16 protein-coding genes are annotated in these 17,350 nt (G+C 72.3%); 11 read left to right on the forward strand and 5 right to left on the reverse strand.

Features of this window, described 5'->3' with window-relative positions; translation table 11 throughout:
- Window positions 1-73 precede the first annotated feature (73 nt).
- Both ACFYZZ_RS33160 and ACFYZZ_RS33165 read right to left on the reverse strand, forming a co-directional pair.
- Window positions 74-352: a hypothetical protein gene (locus ACFYZZ_RS33160; RefSeq protein WP_389183897.1), complete on the reverse strand. Its 279-nt coding sequence runs from the start codon at window positions 350-352 to the stop codon at window positions 74-76.
- Between the two features lie 34 nt (window positions 353-386).
- On the reverse strand, window positions 387-1,178 hold the full coding sequence (locus ACFYZZ_RS33165; RefSeq protein WP_386574365.1) for a PspA/IM30 family protein: 792 nt from the start codon (window positions 1,176-1,178) through the stop codon (window positions 387-389).
- A gap of 279 nt (window positions 1,179-1,457) precedes the next feature.
- On the opposite strand from ACFYZZ_RS33165, the gene ACFYZZ_RS33170 reads away from it, so the two are divergent.
- Window positions 1,458-2,084: a DUF3043 domain-containing protein gene (locus tag ACFYZZ_RS33170; RefSeq protein ID WP_389183900.1), complete on the forward strand. Its 627-nt coding sequence runs from the start codon at window positions 1,458-1,460 to the stop codon at window positions 2,082-2,084.
- 83 nt (window positions 2,085-2,167) lie between these two features.
- Window positions 2,168-2,869 carry a class I SAM-dependent methyltransferase gene (locus ACFYZZ_RS33175; RefSeq protein ID WP_389183903.1) on the forward strand — a complete coding sequence of 234 codons (702 nt, stop codon included), beginning with the start codon at window positions 2,168-2,170 and terminating at the stop codon, window positions 2,867-2,869.
- A gap of 52 nt (window positions 2,870-2,921) precedes the next feature.
- On the opposite strand, the gene ACFYZZ_RS33180 is transcribed toward ACFYZZ_RS33175, so the two are convergent.
- The gene (locus ACFYZZ_RS33180; protein WP_386574368.1) at window positions 2,922-3,134 is read right to left on the reverse strand and encodes a hypothetical protein; all 213 of its coding nucleotides are present in this window, start codon (window positions 3,132-3,134) and stop codon (window positions 2,922-2,924) included.
- Between the two features lie 182 nt (window positions 3,135-3,316).
- Between ACFYZZ_RS33180 and ACFYZZ_RS33185 the strand changes: the two genes are divergently transcribed.
- Complete coding sequence (locus tag ACFYZZ_RS33185; RefSeq protein WP_389183906.1) at window positions 3,317-4,519, forward strand: bifunctional adenosylcobinamide kinase/adenosylcobinamide-phosphate guanylyltransferase; 1,203 nt, start codon at window positions 3,317-3,319, stop codon at window positions 4,517-4,519.
- 3 nt (window positions 4,520-4,522) lie between these two features.
- On the opposite strand, the gene ACFYZZ_RS33190 is transcribed toward ACFYZZ_RS33185, so the two are convergent.
- A complete protein-coding gene (locus ACFYZZ_RS33190) occupies window positions 4,523-5,515 on the reverse strand; it encodes a class I SAM-dependent methyltransferase (RefSeq protein WP_389183908.1) in 993 nt (330 codons plus the stop codon).
- Between the two features lie 133 nt (window positions 5,516-5,648).
- On the opposite strand from ACFYZZ_RS33190, the gene cobT reads away from it, so the two are divergent.
- From cobT to ACFYZZ_RS33205, 3 genes are read left to right on the forward strand one after another with little or no spacing between them, the layout of a single operon-like run.
- Complete coding sequence (gene cobT, locus ACFYZZ_RS33195; protein ID WP_389183911.1) at window positions 5,649-6,713, forward strand: nicotinate-nucleotide--dimethylbenzimidazole phosphoribosyltransferase; 1,065 nt, start codon at window positions 5,649-5,651, stop codon at window positions 6,711-6,713.
- Between the two features lie 54 nt (window positions 6,714-6,767).
- Window positions 6,768-8,537, forward strand: coding sequence for a phosphatidylglycerol lysyltransferase domain-containing protein (locus ACFYZZ_RS33200; RefSeq protein ID WP_389183914.1), 1,770 nt, complete (start codon window positions 6,768-6,770; stop codon window positions 8,535-8,537).
- A 10-nt stretch (window positions 8,538-8,547) separates the two neighbouring features.
- Window positions 8,548-9,276, forward strand: a complete 729-nt coding sequence (locus ACFYZZ_RS33205) for a hypothetical protein (RefSeq protein WP_389183917.1) — start codon at window positions 8,548-8,550, stop codon at window positions 9,274-9,276.
- Here ACFYZZ_RS33205 and ACFYZZ_RS33210 read toward each other — a convergent pair.
- Complete coding sequence (locus ACFYZZ_RS33210; protein ID WP_389183920.1) at window positions 9,216-9,983, reverse strand: hypothetical protein; 768 nt, start codon at window positions 9,981-9,983, stop codon at window positions 9,216-9,218. The genes ACFYZZ_RS33205 and ACFYZZ_RS33210 overlap by 61 nt on opposite strands.
- A gap of 60 nt (window positions 9,984-10,043) precedes the next feature.
- Here ACFYZZ_RS33210 and ACFYZZ_RS33215 point away from each other — a divergent pair, with 60 nt between their 5' ends.
- The 5 genes from ACFYZZ_RS33215 to ACFYZZ_RS33235 all read left to right on the forward strand — a co-directional run bounded on the left by ACFYZZ_RS33215 (window position 10,044) and on the right by ACFYZZ_RS33235 (window position 17,290).
- On the forward strand, window positions 10,044-10,829 hold the full coding sequence (locus tag ACFYZZ_RS33215) for an adenosylcobinamide-GDP ribazoletransferase (protein ID WP_389183922.1): 786 nt from the start codon (window positions 10,044-10,046) through the stop codon (window positions 10,827-10,829).
- 634 nt (window positions 10,830-11,463) lie between these two features.
- Window positions 11,464-12,990, forward strand: coding sequence for a leucyl aminopeptidase (locus ACFYZZ_RS33220; protein ID WP_389183925.1), 1,527 nt, complete (start codon window positions 11,464-11,466; stop codon window positions 12,988-12,990).
- A gap of 246 nt (window positions 12,991-13,236) precedes the next feature.
- A complete protein-coding gene (gene lpdA / locus ACFYZZ_RS33225; RefSeq protein ID WP_389183928.1) occupies window positions 13,237-14,625 on the forward strand; it encodes a dihydrolipoyl dehydrogenase in 1,389 nt (462 codons plus the stop codon).
- A 62-nt stretch (window positions 14,626-14,687) separates the two neighbouring features.
- Window positions 14,688-16,484 (forward strand): 2-oxoglutarate dehydrogenase, E2 component, dihydrolipoamide succinyltransferase, encoded by a 1,797-nt coding sequence (gene sucB, locus ACFYZZ_RS33230; protein WP_389183931.1) that lies wholly within the window; start codon window positions 14,688-14,690, stop codon window positions 16,482-16,484.
- 182 nt (window positions 16,485-16,666) lie between these two features.
- The gene (locus ACFYZZ_RS33235; protein WP_389183934.1) at window positions 16,667-17,290 is read left to right on the forward strand and encodes a GntR family transcriptional regulator; all 624 of its coding nucleotides are present in this window, start codon (window positions 16,667-16,669) and stop codon (window positions 17,288-17,290) included.
- Window positions 17,291-17,350: the final 60 nt, after the last annotated feature.

A 17,350-nucleotide genomic window follows, 5' to 3' on the forward strand; every position in this document is an offset into this window, starting at 1 on the left:
GGGTCAGCAGTGAGACGCCCGCTGCCGGGGCGCTGATCACCGACGACGGCGCCGCCGCTGACCCGGGCCAGGGTCAGCCCGGGATCAGTCCGTCGTCGCTCAGCAGCTCCCGGACCTCCGCGAGTGTCGAGTCGGAGGACGGAAGGATCAGCTCCGAGGGTTCCAGGGAATCGTCCGGCAGCGGGGTGCCGAGGCGGCGGACGGCGTCGAGGAGAGCGGTGAGCGTGCGGCGGAAGCCCGCGTCGTCGCCGCTCTCCATCTCGGCCAGCAGGTCGTCGTCCAGCTTGTTCAGCTCGGTGAGGTGGGCGTCGTCCAGCTTGACCTGGCCCTCCCCCATGATCCGTACGATCACGTCGGCCTCCTCGGCTCGGGGTCCCGGCCCCCGGCTACTGCTTGTCGAAGCGCGGGGTGTCCTGCGGCTGCTGCTGGGACTGCCCCTGGCCGGTGCCGCCCTCGATCGCCTGCTGCGGCGAGCCTCCGGCCAGCTCCGCCTTCATGCGCTGCAGTTCCAGCTCTACATCCGTACCACCGGAGATCCGGTCCAGCTCGGCCTGGAGGTCGTCCTTGGCCATGCCGGTGGGGTCGTCCAGGGCGCCGGAGGCGAGCAGCTCGTCGATGGCGCCGGCCCGGGCCTGGAGCTGGGCGGTCTTGTCCTCGGCGCGCTGGATGGCCAGGCCGACGTCGCCCATCTCCTCGGAGATGCCGGTGAAGGCCTCGCCGATGCGGGTCTGGGCCTGGGCGGCGGTGTAGGTGGCCTTGATGGTCTCCTTCTTCGTACGGAAGGCGTCCACCTTGGCCTGCAGGCGCTGGGCCGCCAGGGTGAGCTTCTCCTCCTCGCCCTGGAGGGTCGCGTGCTGCGTCTCGAGGTCCGTGACCTGCTGCTGGAGGGCGGCACGCCGGGAGAGCGCCTCCCGGGCCAGGTCCTCGCGGCCGAGCGCGAGCGCCTTGCGGCCCTGGTCCTCCAGCTTGGAGGACTGCTGCTGCAACTGGTTGAGCTGCAGTTCCAGGCGCTTGCGGGAGGTCGCCACGTCGGCTACGCCGCGGCGCACCTTCTGCAGCAGCTCCAGCTGCTTCTGGTACGAGTAATCGAGGGTCTCGCGCGGGTCCTCGGCCCGGTCAAGGGCTTTGTTCGCCTTCGCGCGGAAGATCATCCCCATACGCTTCATGACACCGCTCATGGGCTTCGCGCGCCCCCTTCTGACGGACTCCAGCTCACAGATCCTGCGACAGAACCCACAGTACGGGCCCTGACTCCATTACCGCACTGTTCGGGGAGTGATGCGCTCATCCCCAAGAACGACTGCGGACGGTACCGCTCCGGCGTGAGGAGTAGGTGGACCTCCGGATGGGCTCCTTCGGACCCTTCGGTGACGGCCGGATGAAGCGTCTGCAACGTCCCCTCTGTCCCCCTACAGACGTCCGGTGTTGCCGGATCGTTCCCCGGTCGACTGGGGTCCATGCCGGGGAAGCCCGTACCCTTGGGTTTTGTGTTCCGTAGCCGTGCCAAGGAAGAGAAGGCCCTCGCCGACAAGGCGCAGGTGACCGACTCCAAGCAGCCCCGTGACCCGCAGGCCCCGAAGGGCAGGCCCACGCCCAAGCGCAGTGAGGCCCAGTCCCAGCGCCGCAGCGTCGCCAACACGCCGACGACGCGCAAGGACGCCGCCAAGCGTCAGCGCGAGGAGCGCCGGCAGGCGCTCGAACGGCAGCGCCAGGCGCTCGCCGGTGGCGACGAGCGTTATCTGCCCGCCCGGGACAAGGGCCCGGTGCGCAGGTTCGCGCGCGACTGGGTCGACTCACGGTTCAACGTGGCGGAGTTCTTCCTGCCGCTGGCCGTGGTCATCCTGGTGCTCAGCGTGGTGCGGGTGCCGGCGATCCAGAACATCGCGCTGCTGCTGTGGCTGATCGTGATCGTGCTGATCGTGCTCGACGCGGCCGTCAGCGGCTTCCGGCTGAAGAAGCGGCTGGCCGAGCGCTTCCCCGACCAGAACCGCCGGGGCGCCGTCGCCTACGCCCTGATGCGCTCCCTCCAGATGCGCCGGCTCCGGCTGCCGAAGCCGCAGGTCAAGCGCGGAGAGCGGCCCTGAGCGCAGAGGCTTTCACCGGGGGCGCGGCCGACGCCTGGCTGAACAAGCTGGGCGGGCTGCGTGATGTCGTACGACAGGAGCTGGTGGCCCGGCAGCTCGACGAGCAGATAGCCGGGCGGTTCCCGGTCGGGCAGCGGCTGCGGGTGCTCGACGTGGGGATGGGCCAGGGCACCCAGGCGCTGCGGCTGGCCCGGCTCGGCCACCAGGTGACCGGAGTCGAGCAGGACGCGACGATGATCGCGGCCGCGCGCGAGGCGCTCGCCGGTGAGCCGGACGGCATCCGCGAGCGGGTCCGGCTGGTGCAGGGGGACGGCCGGGACACCGGCGTGCACTTCCTGCCGGGCAGCTTCGACGTGGTGCTGTGCCACGGGGTCCTGATGTACGTCGAGGAGCCCGACCCGCTGGTGGCGGGTCTGGCCCGGATGCTCGCGCCGGGCGGGCTGCTGTCCCTGCTGGTGCGCAACGGCGACGCGCTCGCCGTGCGGCCGGGCCTGTCCGGGGACTGGGCGGGCGCGCTGGCCGCCTTCGACACCACCGCCTATCGCAACCGCCTCGGCCTTGAGGTGCGGGCGGACCGCCTCTCGGCGCTCACCGCCACGCTCGCCGGCATCGGCGCCCCGCTGCACGCCTGGTACGGCGTACGGGTCTTCACCGACACGGCGGCGGACGACGCGCGGATCCCGGACGACCTGGAGACACTGCTGGCCGCCGAGGAGCGGGCCGGGCGGACGGATCCGTACCGGGGGATCGCGGCGCTGCTGCATCTGTGCGGGGTACGGGGCTGAGCGAGGCTGGGCGAGGTGTGAGGAGGGCGGCCCCTCCTCACCCCCGATCGGGTTACGACGCGTCGGCGTGCAGGCTCATCGGGCCGTAGATCTCGGTGGTCTCCTCGAACAGCCGCACCTGGTCCGCGCCGCCCTCCTTCAGCGCCTTCCAGTGCTCGCCGATCCAGGACTCGGCATCCCCCTGCGTGGTGAACTCCTCCGGCTGCACCGCGGGCTGGACCTCCGTCCCGTCGGCCTGCTCGAACCGCCACGTCCATGCCGTCATGTGGGCCTCCCTTTGATCCAACTCCTGCCCCCGAAGCGTATTCGCTCCGCTGGGTTGGCCGTTAGATCACCTGCGGTAGTCCAGACAAGTGCAGGCCGGTGGGGGCTGGGCGCGCAGTTCCCCGCGCCCCTTAGGGTGCTGCAGATGAGCGGCACCTGCTGCGACAGGTGAAAATCGGTCTCGTGGAAGTGACTCTGCTCGGTACCGGTGCCCCCGCGGGACTGCCCCGCCCCGACTGTCCCTGTGCCGTCTGTGCGACGGCGCTCGGGCCGGACGCGCGGGCGGCCACCGCGCTGCTCGTGGACGGGACGCTGCTCCTCGACCTGACGCCCGGGGTGGCCTTCACGGCCGCGCGGTCGGGGCATTCGCTGGGCGGGGTACGGCAGGTGCTGCTGTCGCATCCGCACGACGGTCCGGCGGTGGAGGTGCCGGCCGGGCTGCCGCAGCCCGGGCGGGTGCCGGACGGGCGGGAGTTGGCGCTGCTGACGGGGCATCGGGTGCGGGCCGTGGCGATGGACGCGGGCGGCACCGGGTACGCGGTGACCGGGCCGGACGGGCAGCGGCTGCTGTACCTGCCGCCGGGCGGGGCACCGGCCGGTCTTGAGGGGGCGCCGGCGGAGACGTACCAGATGGTCCTCGCCGATGTCGTGGGGCGCCCGGACGCGCTGGCCCGGCTGCGGGCGGTCGGTTCGGTGGGGCCGACCACGGACGTCGTCGCCGTCCATCTCGACCACGACGTGCCGCAGGGCGCGGAGTTGCGGCGACGGCTCGCGGCGGCCGGGGCGCGGGCGGTGCCGGACGGTACGACGCTGCTGGTCGGGGTGTACGAGGACGTGCCGGACGTACCGCGCCGGACGCTGGTGCTGGGCGGGGCGCGCTCGGGCAAGTCCGTGGAGGCCGAGCGGCGGCTGGAGTCCTTCCCGGAGGTGCTGTACGTCGCGACGGGCGGGACGCGGGGCGGGGACACCGAGTGGGCGGAGCGGGTGGCCGTGCACCGGGAGCGGCGGCCGGGGTCGTGGCGTACGACGGAGACGACCGATCTGGTGCCGCTGCTGGGTGTGGACGGGCCGCCGGTGCTGATCGACTGTCTCTCGCTGTGGCTGACGGACGCCATGGACGCCGTGGGGGCGTGGGACGACGCGGAGTGGGCCGGGGGCGGGGAGAAGGCGCTGCGCGAGCGGGTGCGGGAGCTGACGGACGCGGTGCGGGCCACTCGCCGGACCGTGGTGGCGGTGTCCAACGAGGTGGGGTCGGGGATCGTGCCGGCCACCGCGTCCGGGCGGCGGTACCGGGATGAACTCGGGCGCCTGAACTCGGCGTTCGCGACGGAGTGCGAGCAGGTGCTGTTGGTGGTGGCGGGGCAGGCCGTGGTGCTGCGGGGGTGAGCGTCAGGTGACGGCCGCGGCTTCCTTGCGGGCCACCAGGCGGTATGCGTTGGAGAGGCGGAGGTGCGGGGCCAGGGGGGCCAGCACGTGGTCCAGGATCGCGGTCACGTCGAGTGCCGGGGCGGCCATGGCCCTCAGGAGGGGGTGGAGGTGGGCCAGGGTCAGGGAGAGGGCCGCCGAGAGGTCGTAGGGGACGTGGGGTGCCCTGCGATCGGTGACGAGGATCGTGCAGCCCTGGGACTCCAGTTCGGCTCGGAGGTTGGGCAGGGGCGGCAGGTGGAGATGGCGGGGCTGGCCGTAGGGGAGCCACCACGTGCCGAGGAGGCCGGCGAACGCACTGTGCGGGTCGGGGACTTCGACGACGAGGTGGCCGCCGGGGCGCAACACGGTGAGCGCGGCGCGTAGTTCGGCGCGTGGGTCCGGGGCGTGTCCCAGGTGGTGGAACATGCTGACCACGTCGTAGCGGGAGCGCAGGCGGGCCGCCAGCCCCGGGGTGGTCAGACAGCCGCGGTGGGCCTCCTCCACCCGGCCCTCCATCAGGGCCTGTTCCACGCGGGCCGTCGGGTCCAGGCCGTCGAAGCTGGTGTACGGGAAGAACTCCTTCGCCGCCTCCGGGAAGCCGGCGTGCCCGGTGCCCACGTCCAGCCAGCTCTCCGGTTCGCGCAGCGCCGACAGCGCGAAGGCGGCGGCGCGGTGCCTGCGGCGGACCGCACGGTCGGAGAGGAAGCGCTCGGCGAACTCCTCCAGTTGCGTCTCGTAGACGTCCCGGTGGTAGAAGGCGAACCCCTCCGCCGTGAGCCGGGGGTTCTGGAAGACGTGCGCGCAGTCGCCGCACTCGTCGAGGACGAACGTGCCCGGCCGGTGCCGCAGCGGGTCGGGGGCGCGCAGCCGGGTCCGCAGCCCACGGGAGCCGCACCAGGGGCAGTCCTCGCGGCGCGGCTCCTGGAAGGGGTCGCGCGGCTCGATGACCTGAGGGGTGGGGGGCGAGGGCTGCATGGGCGGCTCCCTGTGCGACAATCCGCTGCAAACCGGAACGTATGGGATACCCCTCCCGGGTGCAAAGACGTCGTGACCATGGGGTGGCGGTGTGGCGCGGAGGTGTTCGTTCACGGGCGGTACTGTTCGGCGAATGAGCAGCCTTAATCTGGACGACTTCACCGATCTGATCGAGCGCCCGGACGGGGGCGTGCGCCGTGACGCCGAGGCCCGCCGGGAGCGCCAGATCGTGCCGCCCGGGTCGCTCGGGCGCCTGGACGAGCTGGGCGAGTGGCTGGCCGCCGCACAGGGCGCGGTTCCGGTACGGCCGGTCGAACGGCCGCGGGTGGTTCTCTTCGCGGGCGATCACGGCATCGCCGAACTCGGCGTCTCCGCACGGCCCGCGGGCAGTGCCGAGGAGCTGGTGCGGGCGGTGCTGGAGGGCGCCGCCCCGGTGTCGGTGCTCGCGCGCCGGCTCGACGTGCCCGTGCGGATCGTGGACATGGCTCTGGACTGCCCGCCGGAGGCCTTCCCGGAGGAGGTCGTACGGCACCGGGTGCGGCGCGGCAGCGGTCGCATCGACGTCGAGGACGCGCTGACCGCTGACGAGGCCGAGGCGGCCTTCCGGGCGGGTGTGGCGGTCGCCGACGAGGAGGCCGACTCGGGCACGGACCTGGTGGTGCTCGGCGATGTGAGCGTCGGCGGGACCACGGCGGCCGCGGTGCTGGTCGCGGCGCTGTGCGGGACCGACGCGTCCGTGGTGACCGGGCGGGGCGGGCTCGCCATCGACGACCTGGCGTGGATGCGCAAGTGTGCGGCGATCCGGGACGCGCTGCGGCGGGCGCGGCCGGTGCTCGGGGACCAGTTGCAGCTGCTCGCGACCGTGGGCGGGGCCGATCTGGCCGCGATGACCGGGTTCCTGCTGCAGTGCGCGGTGCGGAAGTTGCCGGTGATCCTGGACGGTGTGGTGGCCGCCGCGTGCGCGCTGGTCGCCCAGCGGGTGGCGTTCCGGGCACCGGACTGGTGGCTGGCCGGGCACGACAGCGGGGAGCCGGGCCAGGCGAAGGCGCTGGACCGGATGGCGCTGGAGCCGCTGCTGGAGCAGGGCGTGAAGGTCGGCGAGGGCGTGGGCGCGCTGCTGTCGCTCCCGCTGGTCCAGGCCGCGGCGGCGCTGGCCGCGGAGCTTCCCGAGAAGGAGGCGGCGGAGGAGAAGGAGTAGTCCGCATCCGGAAAAGAATGGTTCGCCGGGGCGGCCCCCATATGATCCTCCCCCATGGGAGATGCCCGAATTGCCGTGGAGCAGCATGCCGAGCCGGAGCGGCGGGCCGGCGGGGCCTCCCGTCGGGGCGCCGCCTTCGCCGTCTGGTACCTGCGGGCCGTCGCCTTCATCAACTTCCTCAGCGCGGTCTGGGTCACACTGGGCCAGGACGTGCGCCGGCACAACCAGGAGAACTACTTCACGCCGTACCTGCTGACGGCCGGCTTCGCCTCGGGCGTGTTCACCGCGTTCCTGGCGATCACCATGCGCCGGCGCAAACGGGCCGCGTGGATCCTGAACCTGGTGCTGAGCGGCTCGTTCCTGGCCCTGTTCGCGTTCGCCATGGCGTTCCCGGACATCCGGCGGTACGCGCAGAACTGGGTCTCCCTGGGGCTGACGGCCGCCTTCGTCGGCGCGCTGCTGGTCGGACGCCGGGAGTTCTACGCCAAGGGTGACCGCTCCAACCCGCGGCTCGCCGCGACCGTCGCCGTCGGCGGCGGGCTGGCCGCCTCGCTGCTCGCCGGGCTGCTGATCACGGTCACCAACACGGCGCCGGACGCGGCCCGTTCGACGTTCCTGGAGCGCTGGCACTACGGCACCCTGCGGCTGGTGTCGGTGGCGGCCGAGGAGTCCCGCTTCCCCGGTATCGAACCGCCCAACTGGGCCAACGTGGCGATCAACGTGCTCAGCACGCTGCTCGTCCTCGCCGTGTTCTACGCCGCCTTCCGTTCCCGGCGTGCCGTCGACCCGCTCACCGAGGACGACGAGAAGCGGCTGCGGGCGCTGCTGGAGCGGCACGGCGAGCGGGACTCGCTCGGCTACTTCGCGCTGCGCCGGGAGAAGAGCGTGGTGTGGTCGCCGACCGGGAAGGCGGCCGTCGCCTACCGCGTCGTCGGCGGGGTGAGCCTGGCCTCCGGGGATCCGCTGGGCGATCCGGAGGCGTGGCCCGGGGCGATCGCGCCCTGGCTGGTGGAGGCGCGGGCGCACGGGTGGATCCCGGCGGTGATGGGGGCGAGCGAGGAAGCAGGGACGGTCTACGCCCGGCACGGCCTGGACGCGCTGGAACTCGGTGACGAAGCGCTCGTGGAGGTGGCCGAGTTCACGCTGGAGGGACGCGCGATGCGCACCGTGCGCCAGGCGTACAACCGGGTGAAGCGGGCCGGGTACCGGGTGCGCATCCGGCGGCACGCGGACATCCCGGCGGACGAGATGGCGTACCTCCTGGAGCGCGCCGACGACTGGCGGGACGGGGCGACCGAGCGCGGGTTCAGCATGGCGCTGGGGCGGCTCGGGGATCCCGAGGACGGCCGGTGCGTGATGCTGGAGTGCACGGACGCCGACGGGAAGCTGCGCGCGCTGCTCTCCTTCGTCCCCTGGGGGCCGCACGGGCTGTCGCTGGACCTGATGCGGCGGGGCCGAGACGTCGATGGTTCTGCCAACGGGCTGATCGAGTTCATGGTCATCGAGCTGCTCCGCCGGGCCCACGAGATCGAGATCACCCAGGTCTCACTCAACTTCGCCATGTTCCGATCGGTCTTCGAACGTGGGGCGCGCCTCGGTGCCGGACCGGTGCTGAGGCTGTGGCGGTCGCTGCTCAGCTTCTTCTCCCGCTGGTGGCAGATCGAGTCGCTGTACCGCGCCAACGCCAAGTACCGGCCCATCTGGGAGCCGCGGTTCCTGCTCTTCGAGAAGAGCGCGGACCTGCCGCGCATCGGCCTCGCGTCGGCGCGTGCGGAGGGCTTCCTGGGGGGCCTGCACCGCAGGCACCTGGACACGCACCGATGAGGAACGTTTGATGAGGACGCTCGCCCACTGGGCCCGAGCCGAGTGGGGGCTGCTGTACGTCACCGTGCGCGAGCCCCTGCTCAAGCGCCGCTGGCGGGCGATCCCCATGACGCTCGGGGTGGTGTGCCTGACCGCGCTGCTGCAGTTCGTGCAGAACCGGCCGTGGGGCTACCAGATCGTGCAGAACACGGGGGCCGTACGGGCGGAGGACCCGCTGGGGCCGGCGCTGCTGCGCACTCCCCTGTCGCTGTTCGTCCCGGCGCTGGACCTGCCCGTGTGGGGGGCGCTCGCGCAGATCCTGTTCGTGTTCGGCATCGCCGAGGTGTGTCTGGGCTGGTGGCGGACGCTGGCCATCGCGTACGTGGCCACGCTCGCCGGGACGCTGTACGCGCGCGTGGGCGTCACGCTCGGCGCCCATGCCCCGTTCGGTCTGCCCTGGACGGACGCGCAGGTCGTGGACACCGGTCCGTCGGCGGCCGTGGTGGGGCTCGCCGTCTATGTGAGCTGGCGGTACGGCGCCTATGCGACGGCGGGCGCGGTGACGCTGTCGATGGTGGTCGAGGTGCTGCTCAAGGAGAACCTGGCGGGCAAGGAGCACCTGGCCGCGCTGATGGGTGTGGGGACGCTGTGCCTGGTGGCGGCGGTGCGGCACCGGTACGGGCGGCTGCCGCGGCCCGGTCAGTGGCGGTCGGGCAGGCGGACCGGGCGCGGGTCGGGCTTGCCGCCGATCCAGTCCTGAAGGGTGCGGCGGGGACCGGCCCAGCGGCGGTCGTGGCGGTAGGCGCGCAGGATCGCCCTGGCTCGGGCGCGGGGGCGGCGGCCGTAGAAACGACGGGCCCAGGGCGAGTCCGGGCGGGCCAGGCGGACGGCACCGACCAGCGCGACCAGCGGCACGATCACGCCGAAGATCGCGACCCGCATCTTGCCCTTGCTCAGGGCGATCAGGGAGAGGAGGAAGTTCCCCGCGATGTTGGCGATGACCGTGCCCCGGTCCTGGAGTTCCTCCGCGGACAGGTCGTTGACGCCGAACGGCGCGAACCCGGCGAGCAGCAGGCCGACGAGGGCGGCGGTGAGCACGACGACCTCGACACTCTGCCGGCCCTCCTCGGTCCAGTAGACGTCGTCGAGGTGCAGGATCAGCGCGAACTCGTCCAGGACGAGCCCCACCCCCATGCCGAAGACGACCGCGGAGATGGCCATGCCCGCGCCCTGCGACGACCCGCTGGCGACGGCGCCGAAGCCGCCGGCGACGGTGAGGACGACCCCGGGGACCACGTGATGGATGTGCAGCCCGCCCGCCTCGACGTTGCCGAAGGGGCCCCTGCCGGCCCGGATCAGCCGGACGATCACCCGCGTGACGAGGAAGGTGACGACGAAGGCGGCCAGGGCCAGCAGCAGCGGGAGCTTCCCCGGCTCCAGGATGTTCCGCTCCCACCAGTGCCCCATGTGCGCACTTTAGTCCCGGCCCCGGTGGGGAGCCCGGCGACGGCCCGGTAACCTGCGCCGGTGCTCAAGTCCTCCCCTCTCGACGGCCTCCGCTTCGCCTTCGGCACGCTCTCCGTGCTGCCCGTCCGGGTGCACCGGTGGGACAGGGAGGCCGCCCGCGAGGGCATGCTGAACGCCCCGGTCGTCGGACTGGTCGTCGGCTGCTGCGCGGCGGGGCTCGGGCTGCTGCTGCTCCTGCTGGGTGCCGGCCCGTTGCTCGCCGCCGTCGCCTCCGTCGCCGTGCCGGCCGCGCTGACCCGCGGTCTGCACCTCGACGGGCTCGCGGACACGGCGGACGGGCTCGGCAGCGGCAAGCCCGCGGAGGACGCGCTGCGGATCATGAAGCAGTCGGACATCGGGCCGTTCGGGGTGCTGACCCTCGTCCTGGTGCTGCTGGCCCAGGTCGCCGTGCTGGCGCAGCTCTACGCCGACTCCTGGGTGCGGGGCGCCGCCGCGGCGGTGACCTCGGCGGTCGCGGCGCGGCTCGCGCTCACCCTGGCCGCGCGCACCGGGGTGCCCGCGGCCCGTCCGGAGGGTCTCGGGGCGGCGGTCGCCGGCGTGGTGCCGGTACCGGGCGCGCTGGCCGTCACGGCAGCCTTCACGATCGTCTCGGCCGCCTGGGGTACGGCCCAGGGCCCGTACGGCGCCCTCCGCGCGGCGGCCGCGGTCCTGCTGTCCCTCGCCACCGCGGAACTCCTGCTGCGCCGCTGCACCCGCCGCTTCGGCGGTGTCACCGGGGACGTCTTCGGCGCCCTCGCGGAGACGGCGGCGACGGCCGCGCTCGTGGTGCTGTCGCTGGGCCGCTAGGGGGTGTCTTCTGGATCAGGCCGGCGGAAGAAGCGGTGCCTTACCGGCCGACCCGAGCGGGGTCTGGTGCGTGCAGCTGCAAGGCGGAGGAGGGCGTCGACGCGGAGCGTCGGCAACCGACGACAACGCGGCAGATGTGCGTGCCAGACCCCGCGTCGCCGGCATGATCCAGAAGACACCCCCTAGGTGCAGCCGGTGCGGGGCTGGGCAGCGGAGCCGCAACTCTCCCGCAGAGAGGGCGAGTTGCTCCGCACGTCCTCGGCCTGCGGAATGCCGTGGGTATTCCGCACGGCTCCAGGGCCGTCTCCAGGGGATCCTCCGCGGCGAAACCGTGGAAGATCAGCGGAAATCATGCGAATCTGCGGGCAGCCGGCCCGTCGGAACCCGATGAGAGTGGCTCAGCTCACCGACGTCCGGGGGTGAGAAGTGGCTACGACGCCACGCACAGGTGAACACCCGCAGGCATGAGCGAACGGTCGCACGCGCGTAGTCTCGTCACGGGTGTTCGCCGACAGGGTGAAGGCCCCGGTTGCCACATGCCCCCAGGCCTGGACCTAGGGTCGGCTCTCGGGCCCGGTCGACCCACCCCTCATCGGCCACAGCAACTTCACATCGGAAGCGAGATTTCACCACCGTGACTGCTCTGACTCTCAGCACCGCCGCGGCGCCCGGCCTCCGGGCCGACGCGATCGTGATCGGTGTCGCCAAGGGCGCCAAGGGACCCGTCGTCGCGCCCGGCGCCGACGCCGTGGACAACGCGTACGACGGCAGGCTGGCCGGCGTCCTGGAGACCCTCGGTGCCTCGGGTGCCGAGGGCGAGCTGACGAAACTGCCCGCCCCGGCCGGCTTCAAGGCGCCGCTCGTGGTGGCGGTGGGCCTGGGCGCGGAGCCCGAGAAGGACGCCGGTTACGACGCCGAGGCGCTGCGCAAGGCCGCCGGCCTGGCCGCCCGTACGCTCGCCGGGTCCAAGAAGGCCGTGTTCGCGCTGCCCATCGACGACGCGGGCGCCGTCGGCGCGATCGGGGAGGGCGTCCTGCTCGGCGCCTACGCCTTCGACGCGTACAAGGACTCCGGCAAGGACGCCAAGGCCAAGAACGGCAAGGCGCCGCTGGCCGAGGCCGCGCTGCTCGGCGGCAAGCCGCGGGACGCGGCCCACAAGAGCGCCGTGGCCCGCGCCGTCGCGGTCGCCGAGGAGCTGAACCGCTCCCGTGACCTGATCAACATGCCGCCGAACGACCTCACCCCGGCGGCCTTCGCCGCCCAGGTGCAGGCCGCGGCCAAGGAGCACGGCCTCAAGGTGCAGGTGCTCGACGACAAGGCCCTGGTCAAGGGCGGCTACGGCGGCATCATGGGCGTCGGCGGCGGTTCGGTCGCGACCCCGCGCCTGGTCAAGCTGTCGTACACGCACCCGAACGCGGAGAAGCACCTGGCCTTCGTCGGCAAGGGCATCACCTACGACTCGGGCGGCATCTCGCTGAAGCCGGCCGGTCACAACGAGACGATGAAATGCGACATGAGCGGTGCCGCCGCCGTGTTCGCCGCGGTCGTCGCCGCCGCCCGCCTCGGCCTGGAGGTCAACATCACCGGCTGGCTGGCGCTGGCCGAGAACATGCCCTCCGGCTCCGCCGTGCGCCCCGGTGACGTGCTGCGCATGTTCAGCGGCAAGACCGTCGAGGTGCTCAACACCGACGCCGAGGGCCGGCTGGTCCTGGCCGACGCGCTGTGGGCGGCCTCGCTGGAGAAGCCGGACGCGATCGTGGACGTGGCCACGCTGACCGGCGCGATGGTGCTGGCGCTGGGCCACCGGACGTTCGGGGTCATGGCCAACGACGACGCCTTCCGCACGGCGGTGTACGAGGCCGCGGAGGAGGTCGGCGAGCCGGCGTGGCCGATGCCGCTGCCGGAGCACCTGCGCAAGGGGATGGACTCCCCCGTCGCCGACCTCGCGAACATGGGTGAGCGGATGGGCGGCGGGCTGGTCGCCGGTCTGTTCCTGAAGGAGTTCGTCGGCGAGGGCATCACCTGGGCGCACCTGGACATCGCCGGGCCGGCCTTCAACGAGGGCGGTGCATTCGGTTACACGCCGAAGGGTGGTACGGGCAGCGGGGTGCGGACGCTGGTGCGGCTCGCGGAGCTCACCGCGGCGGGTGACCTCGGCTGAGGTTGATTCCTTTGCCGTAACGGCTCCGGGGTGTTCTTCACTCCGGAGCCGTTTTGTCCTGTTGCTCGCCACCAGTGCGATGTGTCACACCCCGGCCCGGCGTCTCGTCCGCCTCGAACAAGTGCAAAGATGGAGCCCGGCAGGACAGGGCCCCCACCGAAGGGCCGAAGCATCAAGCGGCCGGACACCAGCCGCCCGCCGGTCATCGGAGATCGGCGTAAGGCGCACATGCATGGAGGACGTGACGTGGCGAACGACGCCAGCACCGTTTTCGACCTAGTGATCCTCGGCGGTGGTAGCGGTGGTTACGCCGCGGCCCTGCGCGGGGCGCAGCTGGGCCTGGACGTCGCCCTGATCGAGAAGGACAAGGTCGGCGGCACCTGCCTGCACCGGGGTTGCATCCCCACCAAGGCCCTGCTGCACGCGGGCGAGATCGCCGACCAGGCTCGCGAGAGCGAGCAGTTCGGCGTCAAGGCCACCTTCGAGGGCATCGACGTCCCGGCCGTCCACAAGTACAAGGACGGTGTCATCGCCGGCCTGTACAAGGGTCTGCAGGGCCTGATCGCCTCCCGCAAGGTGACCTACATCGAGGGTGAGGGCCGTCTGTCCTCCCCGACCTCCGTCGACGTGAACGGCCGGCGCGTCCAGGGCCGCCACGTCCTGCTGGCGACCGGCTCCGTGCCGAAGTCGCTGCCGGGCCTGGCGATCGACGGCAACCGGATCATCTCGTCCGACCACGCCCTCGTCCTGGACCGCGTGCCCAAGTCCGCGATCATCCTCGGCGGCGGTGTCATCGGTGTCGAGTTCGCCTCGGCGTGGAAGTCCTTCGGCTCGGACGTCACGGTCATCGAGGGCCTCAAGCACCTCGTCCCGGTCGAGGACGAGAACTCCTCCAAGCTTCTTGAGCGCGCGTTCCGCAAGCGCGGCATCAAGTTCAACCTGGGCACCTTCTTCCAGAAGGCCGAGTACACCCAGGACGGTGTGAAGGTCACCCTCGCGGACGGCAAGGAGTTCGAGGCCGAGGTCCTCCTCGTCGCCGTCGGCCGCGGTCCGGTCTCCCAGGGCATCGGCTACGAGGAGCAGGGTGTCGCCATGGACCGGGGCTACGTCCTGGTCGACGAGTACATGCGCACCAACGTTCCGACCATCTCCGCCGTCGGTGACCTCGTCCCGACCCTCCAGCTCGCGCACGTCGGCTTCGCCGAGGGCATCCTGGTGGCGGAGCGTCTGGCCGGTCTGAAGGTCGTTCCGATCGACTACGACGGTGTCCCGCGGGTGACGTACTGCCACCCGGAGGTCGCCTCCGTCGGTATCACCGAGGCCAAGGCCAAGGAGATCTACGGCGCGGACAAGGTCGTCGCTCTGAAGTACAACCTGGCGGGCAACGGCAAGAGCAAGATCCTGAACACCGCGGGCGAGATCAAGCTCGTCCAGGTGAAGGACGGTGCCGTGGTCGGCGTCCACATGGTCGGCGACCGCATGGGTGAGCAGGTCGGCGAGGCCCAGCTGATCTACAACTGGGAGGCGCTGCCGGCCGAGGTCGCCCAGCTCATCCACGCCCACCCGACGCAGAACGAGGCGATGGGCGAGGCGCACCTGGCGCTCGCCGGCAAGCCCCTGCACTCCCACGACTGAGCCTTCGGTCCACGGGCGCGACGACACAGACTTCCGCAAATTCGTAAGGAGAAACCGAAACCATGGCGGTTTCCGTAACCCTTCCGGCGCTCGGTGAGAGCGTCACCGAGGGCACTGTCACCCGCTGGCTGAAGGCCGAAGGCGAGCGCGTCGAGGCCGACGAGCCGCTGCTCGAGGTGTCGACCGACAAGGTCGACACCGAGATCCCCTCGCCCGCCGCCGGCGTGCTGGCCTCCATCAAGGTCGCCGAGGACGAGACCGTCGAGGTCGGCGCCGAGCTGGCGGTCATCGACGACGGCACGGGTGCGCCCGCTGCCGCTCCGGCCCCCGCGGCCGCCGAGGCTGCGGCCCCGGTCGCCGAGCCCGCCCCGGCGCCGGTCGCCGAGGCCCCCGCGGCCCCGGCCGCACCGGCCCCCGCCCCCGCTGCCGCCCCGGCCGGTGGCGCCACCGGCACGGACGTGGTCCTGCCCGCGCTCGGTGAGTCCGTCACCGAGGGCACCGTCACCCGCTGGCTGAAGTCGGTCGGTGACTCCGTCGAGGCCGACGAGCCGCTGCTCGAGGTCTCCACGGACAAGGTCGACACCGAGATCCCGGCGCCCGCCTCCGGCGTGCTCCTGGAGATCGTGGTCGGCGAGGACGAGACCGCCGAGGTCGGCGCCAAGCTCGCCGTCATCGGCGCCGCGGGTGCGGCTCCGGCCGCCGCCCCGGCCCCCGCCGCCCCGGCCCCGGCCCCCGCCGCCCCGGCTCCGGCCCCCGCTGCTCCGGCCCCGGCTCCGGCTCCGGCCGCCCCCGTGGCCCCGGCCGCTCCGGCGCCCGCGCCCGCCCCGGTCGCCGCCGCCCCGGCTCCGGCCGCCCCGGCCCCCGCGCCGGTGGCTCCGGCCCCGGTCACCCCGGCTCCGGCCGCTCCGGCCGCCGCCCAGCCGACCGACGAGGGCGCCTACGTCACCCCGCTGGTGCGCAAGCTCGCCGCCGAGAACGGCGTCGACCTGGCCACCGTCAAGGGCACCGGCGTCGGCGGCCGCATCCGCAAGCAGGACGTCATCGCCGCCGCCGAGGCCGCGAAGGCCGCCGCCGCTGCTCCGGCTCCGGCCGCCGCTCCGGCCGCCGCCAAGAAGGCCCCGGCGCTGGAGGTCTCCCCGCTGCGTGGCCAGACCGTCAAGATGCCCCGCATCCGCAAGGTCATCGGCGACAACATGGTCAAGGCGCTGCACGAGCAGGCCCAGCTGTCGTCGGTCGTCGAGGTCGACGTCACCCGCCTGATGAAGCTGCGCGGCAAGGCGAAGGACTCCTTCGCCGCCCGCGAGGGCGTCAAGCTCTCCCCGATGCCGTTCTTCGTCAAGGCCGCCGCCCAGGCGCTGAAGGCCCACCCGGTCATCAACGCCCGGATCAACGAGGCCGAGGGCACGATCAGCTACTTCGACACCGAGAACATCGGTATCGCGGTGGACTCGGAGAAGGGCCTGATGACCCCGGTCATCAAGGGTGCGGGCGACCTGAACATCGCCGGCATCGCCAAGGCCACGGCCGACCTGGCGGGCAAGGTCCGCGCCAACAAGATCACCCCGGACGAGCTGTCCGGCGCGACCTTCACCATCTCCAACACCGGTTCGCGTGGCGCGCTGTTCGACACGATCATCGTGCCGCCGAACCAGGTCGCGATCCTCGGCATCGGTGCCACGGTCAAGCGTCCGGCCGTCATCGAGACCGAGGAGGGCACGGTCATCGGCGTCCGCGACATGACCTACCTGACCCTCTCCTACGACCACCGCCTGGTCGACGGCGCCGACGCGGCCCGTTACCTGACGGCGGTCAAGGCGATCCTGGAGGCGGGCGAGTTCGAGGTCGAGCTCGGCCTGTAAGGCGCCTGCGCTGCACGGCAGTACGACACCCCGTCCGGAGCTTTCCGGACGGGGTGTTCGTGTTTGTCGGGATGCTCGGCGTGTAAGGCTCGTCTCACCTGCACAAAAGCACCCCCACACGCCCTGCCCACGGAGCGAACCCGCCGTATTGTCTAAACGTCAGCCCTCCCGAAGGAGCCTCCATGACCGCGCCCGTCATCCACTCGCTGCGCGAACAGATCCGCGAGCACATCGTGGAGGGAATCGTCAGCGGTCGCTGGCAGCCGGGCGAGCGCATCGTGGAGCGACGGATCGCCACCGAGCTGGAGGTCAGCCAGACCCCGGTGCGTGAAGCGCTGCGCGAGCTGGAGTCGCTGCGGCTGATCGAGTCGGCGCCGAACAAGGGCGTCCGCGTACGCAGCCTGACGGCGGCCGACCTGGAGGAGAGCTACCCGGTCCGAGCCGGTCTGGAGGCCATCGCGGCGGAGCTGGCGGCCGACCGCCTCGCGGAGGACTGCTCGGCCCTGGAGCCCCACGTCCTCGCCCTGTACGAGGCCGACCGCAACGCCGACGGCACGGCCCAGGTCCGCCACACGGTCGGCTTCCACCGCGAACTCGTGCGCGCCGCGCACAACTCGGTGCTGCTCCACACCTGGGAGGGCCTGGGCATCGAGGTCTTCACGGCCCTCTCCATCCGCTGGCTGGGCACGGTGCAGCAGTCGTACGCGGAGGAGCACGAGGAGCTGGTGCAGGCCTTCAAGCGCCGGGATCCGAGGATCGCGGAGCTGGTGAAGGCCCACGTGCTCGGCTGCGCGCCGCGGGCTTGATTCAGTAGAGCGCACCTCCGCTCATACGCCGCCCCACCTGCGAAAACAAGGCGCTTCAGC

The sequence above is a fragment of the Streptomyces sp. NPDC001816 genome, assembly GCF_042892235.1.
Classification (GTDB): Bacteria; Actinomycetota; Actinomycetes; order Streptomycetales; family Streptomycetaceae; genus Streptomyces.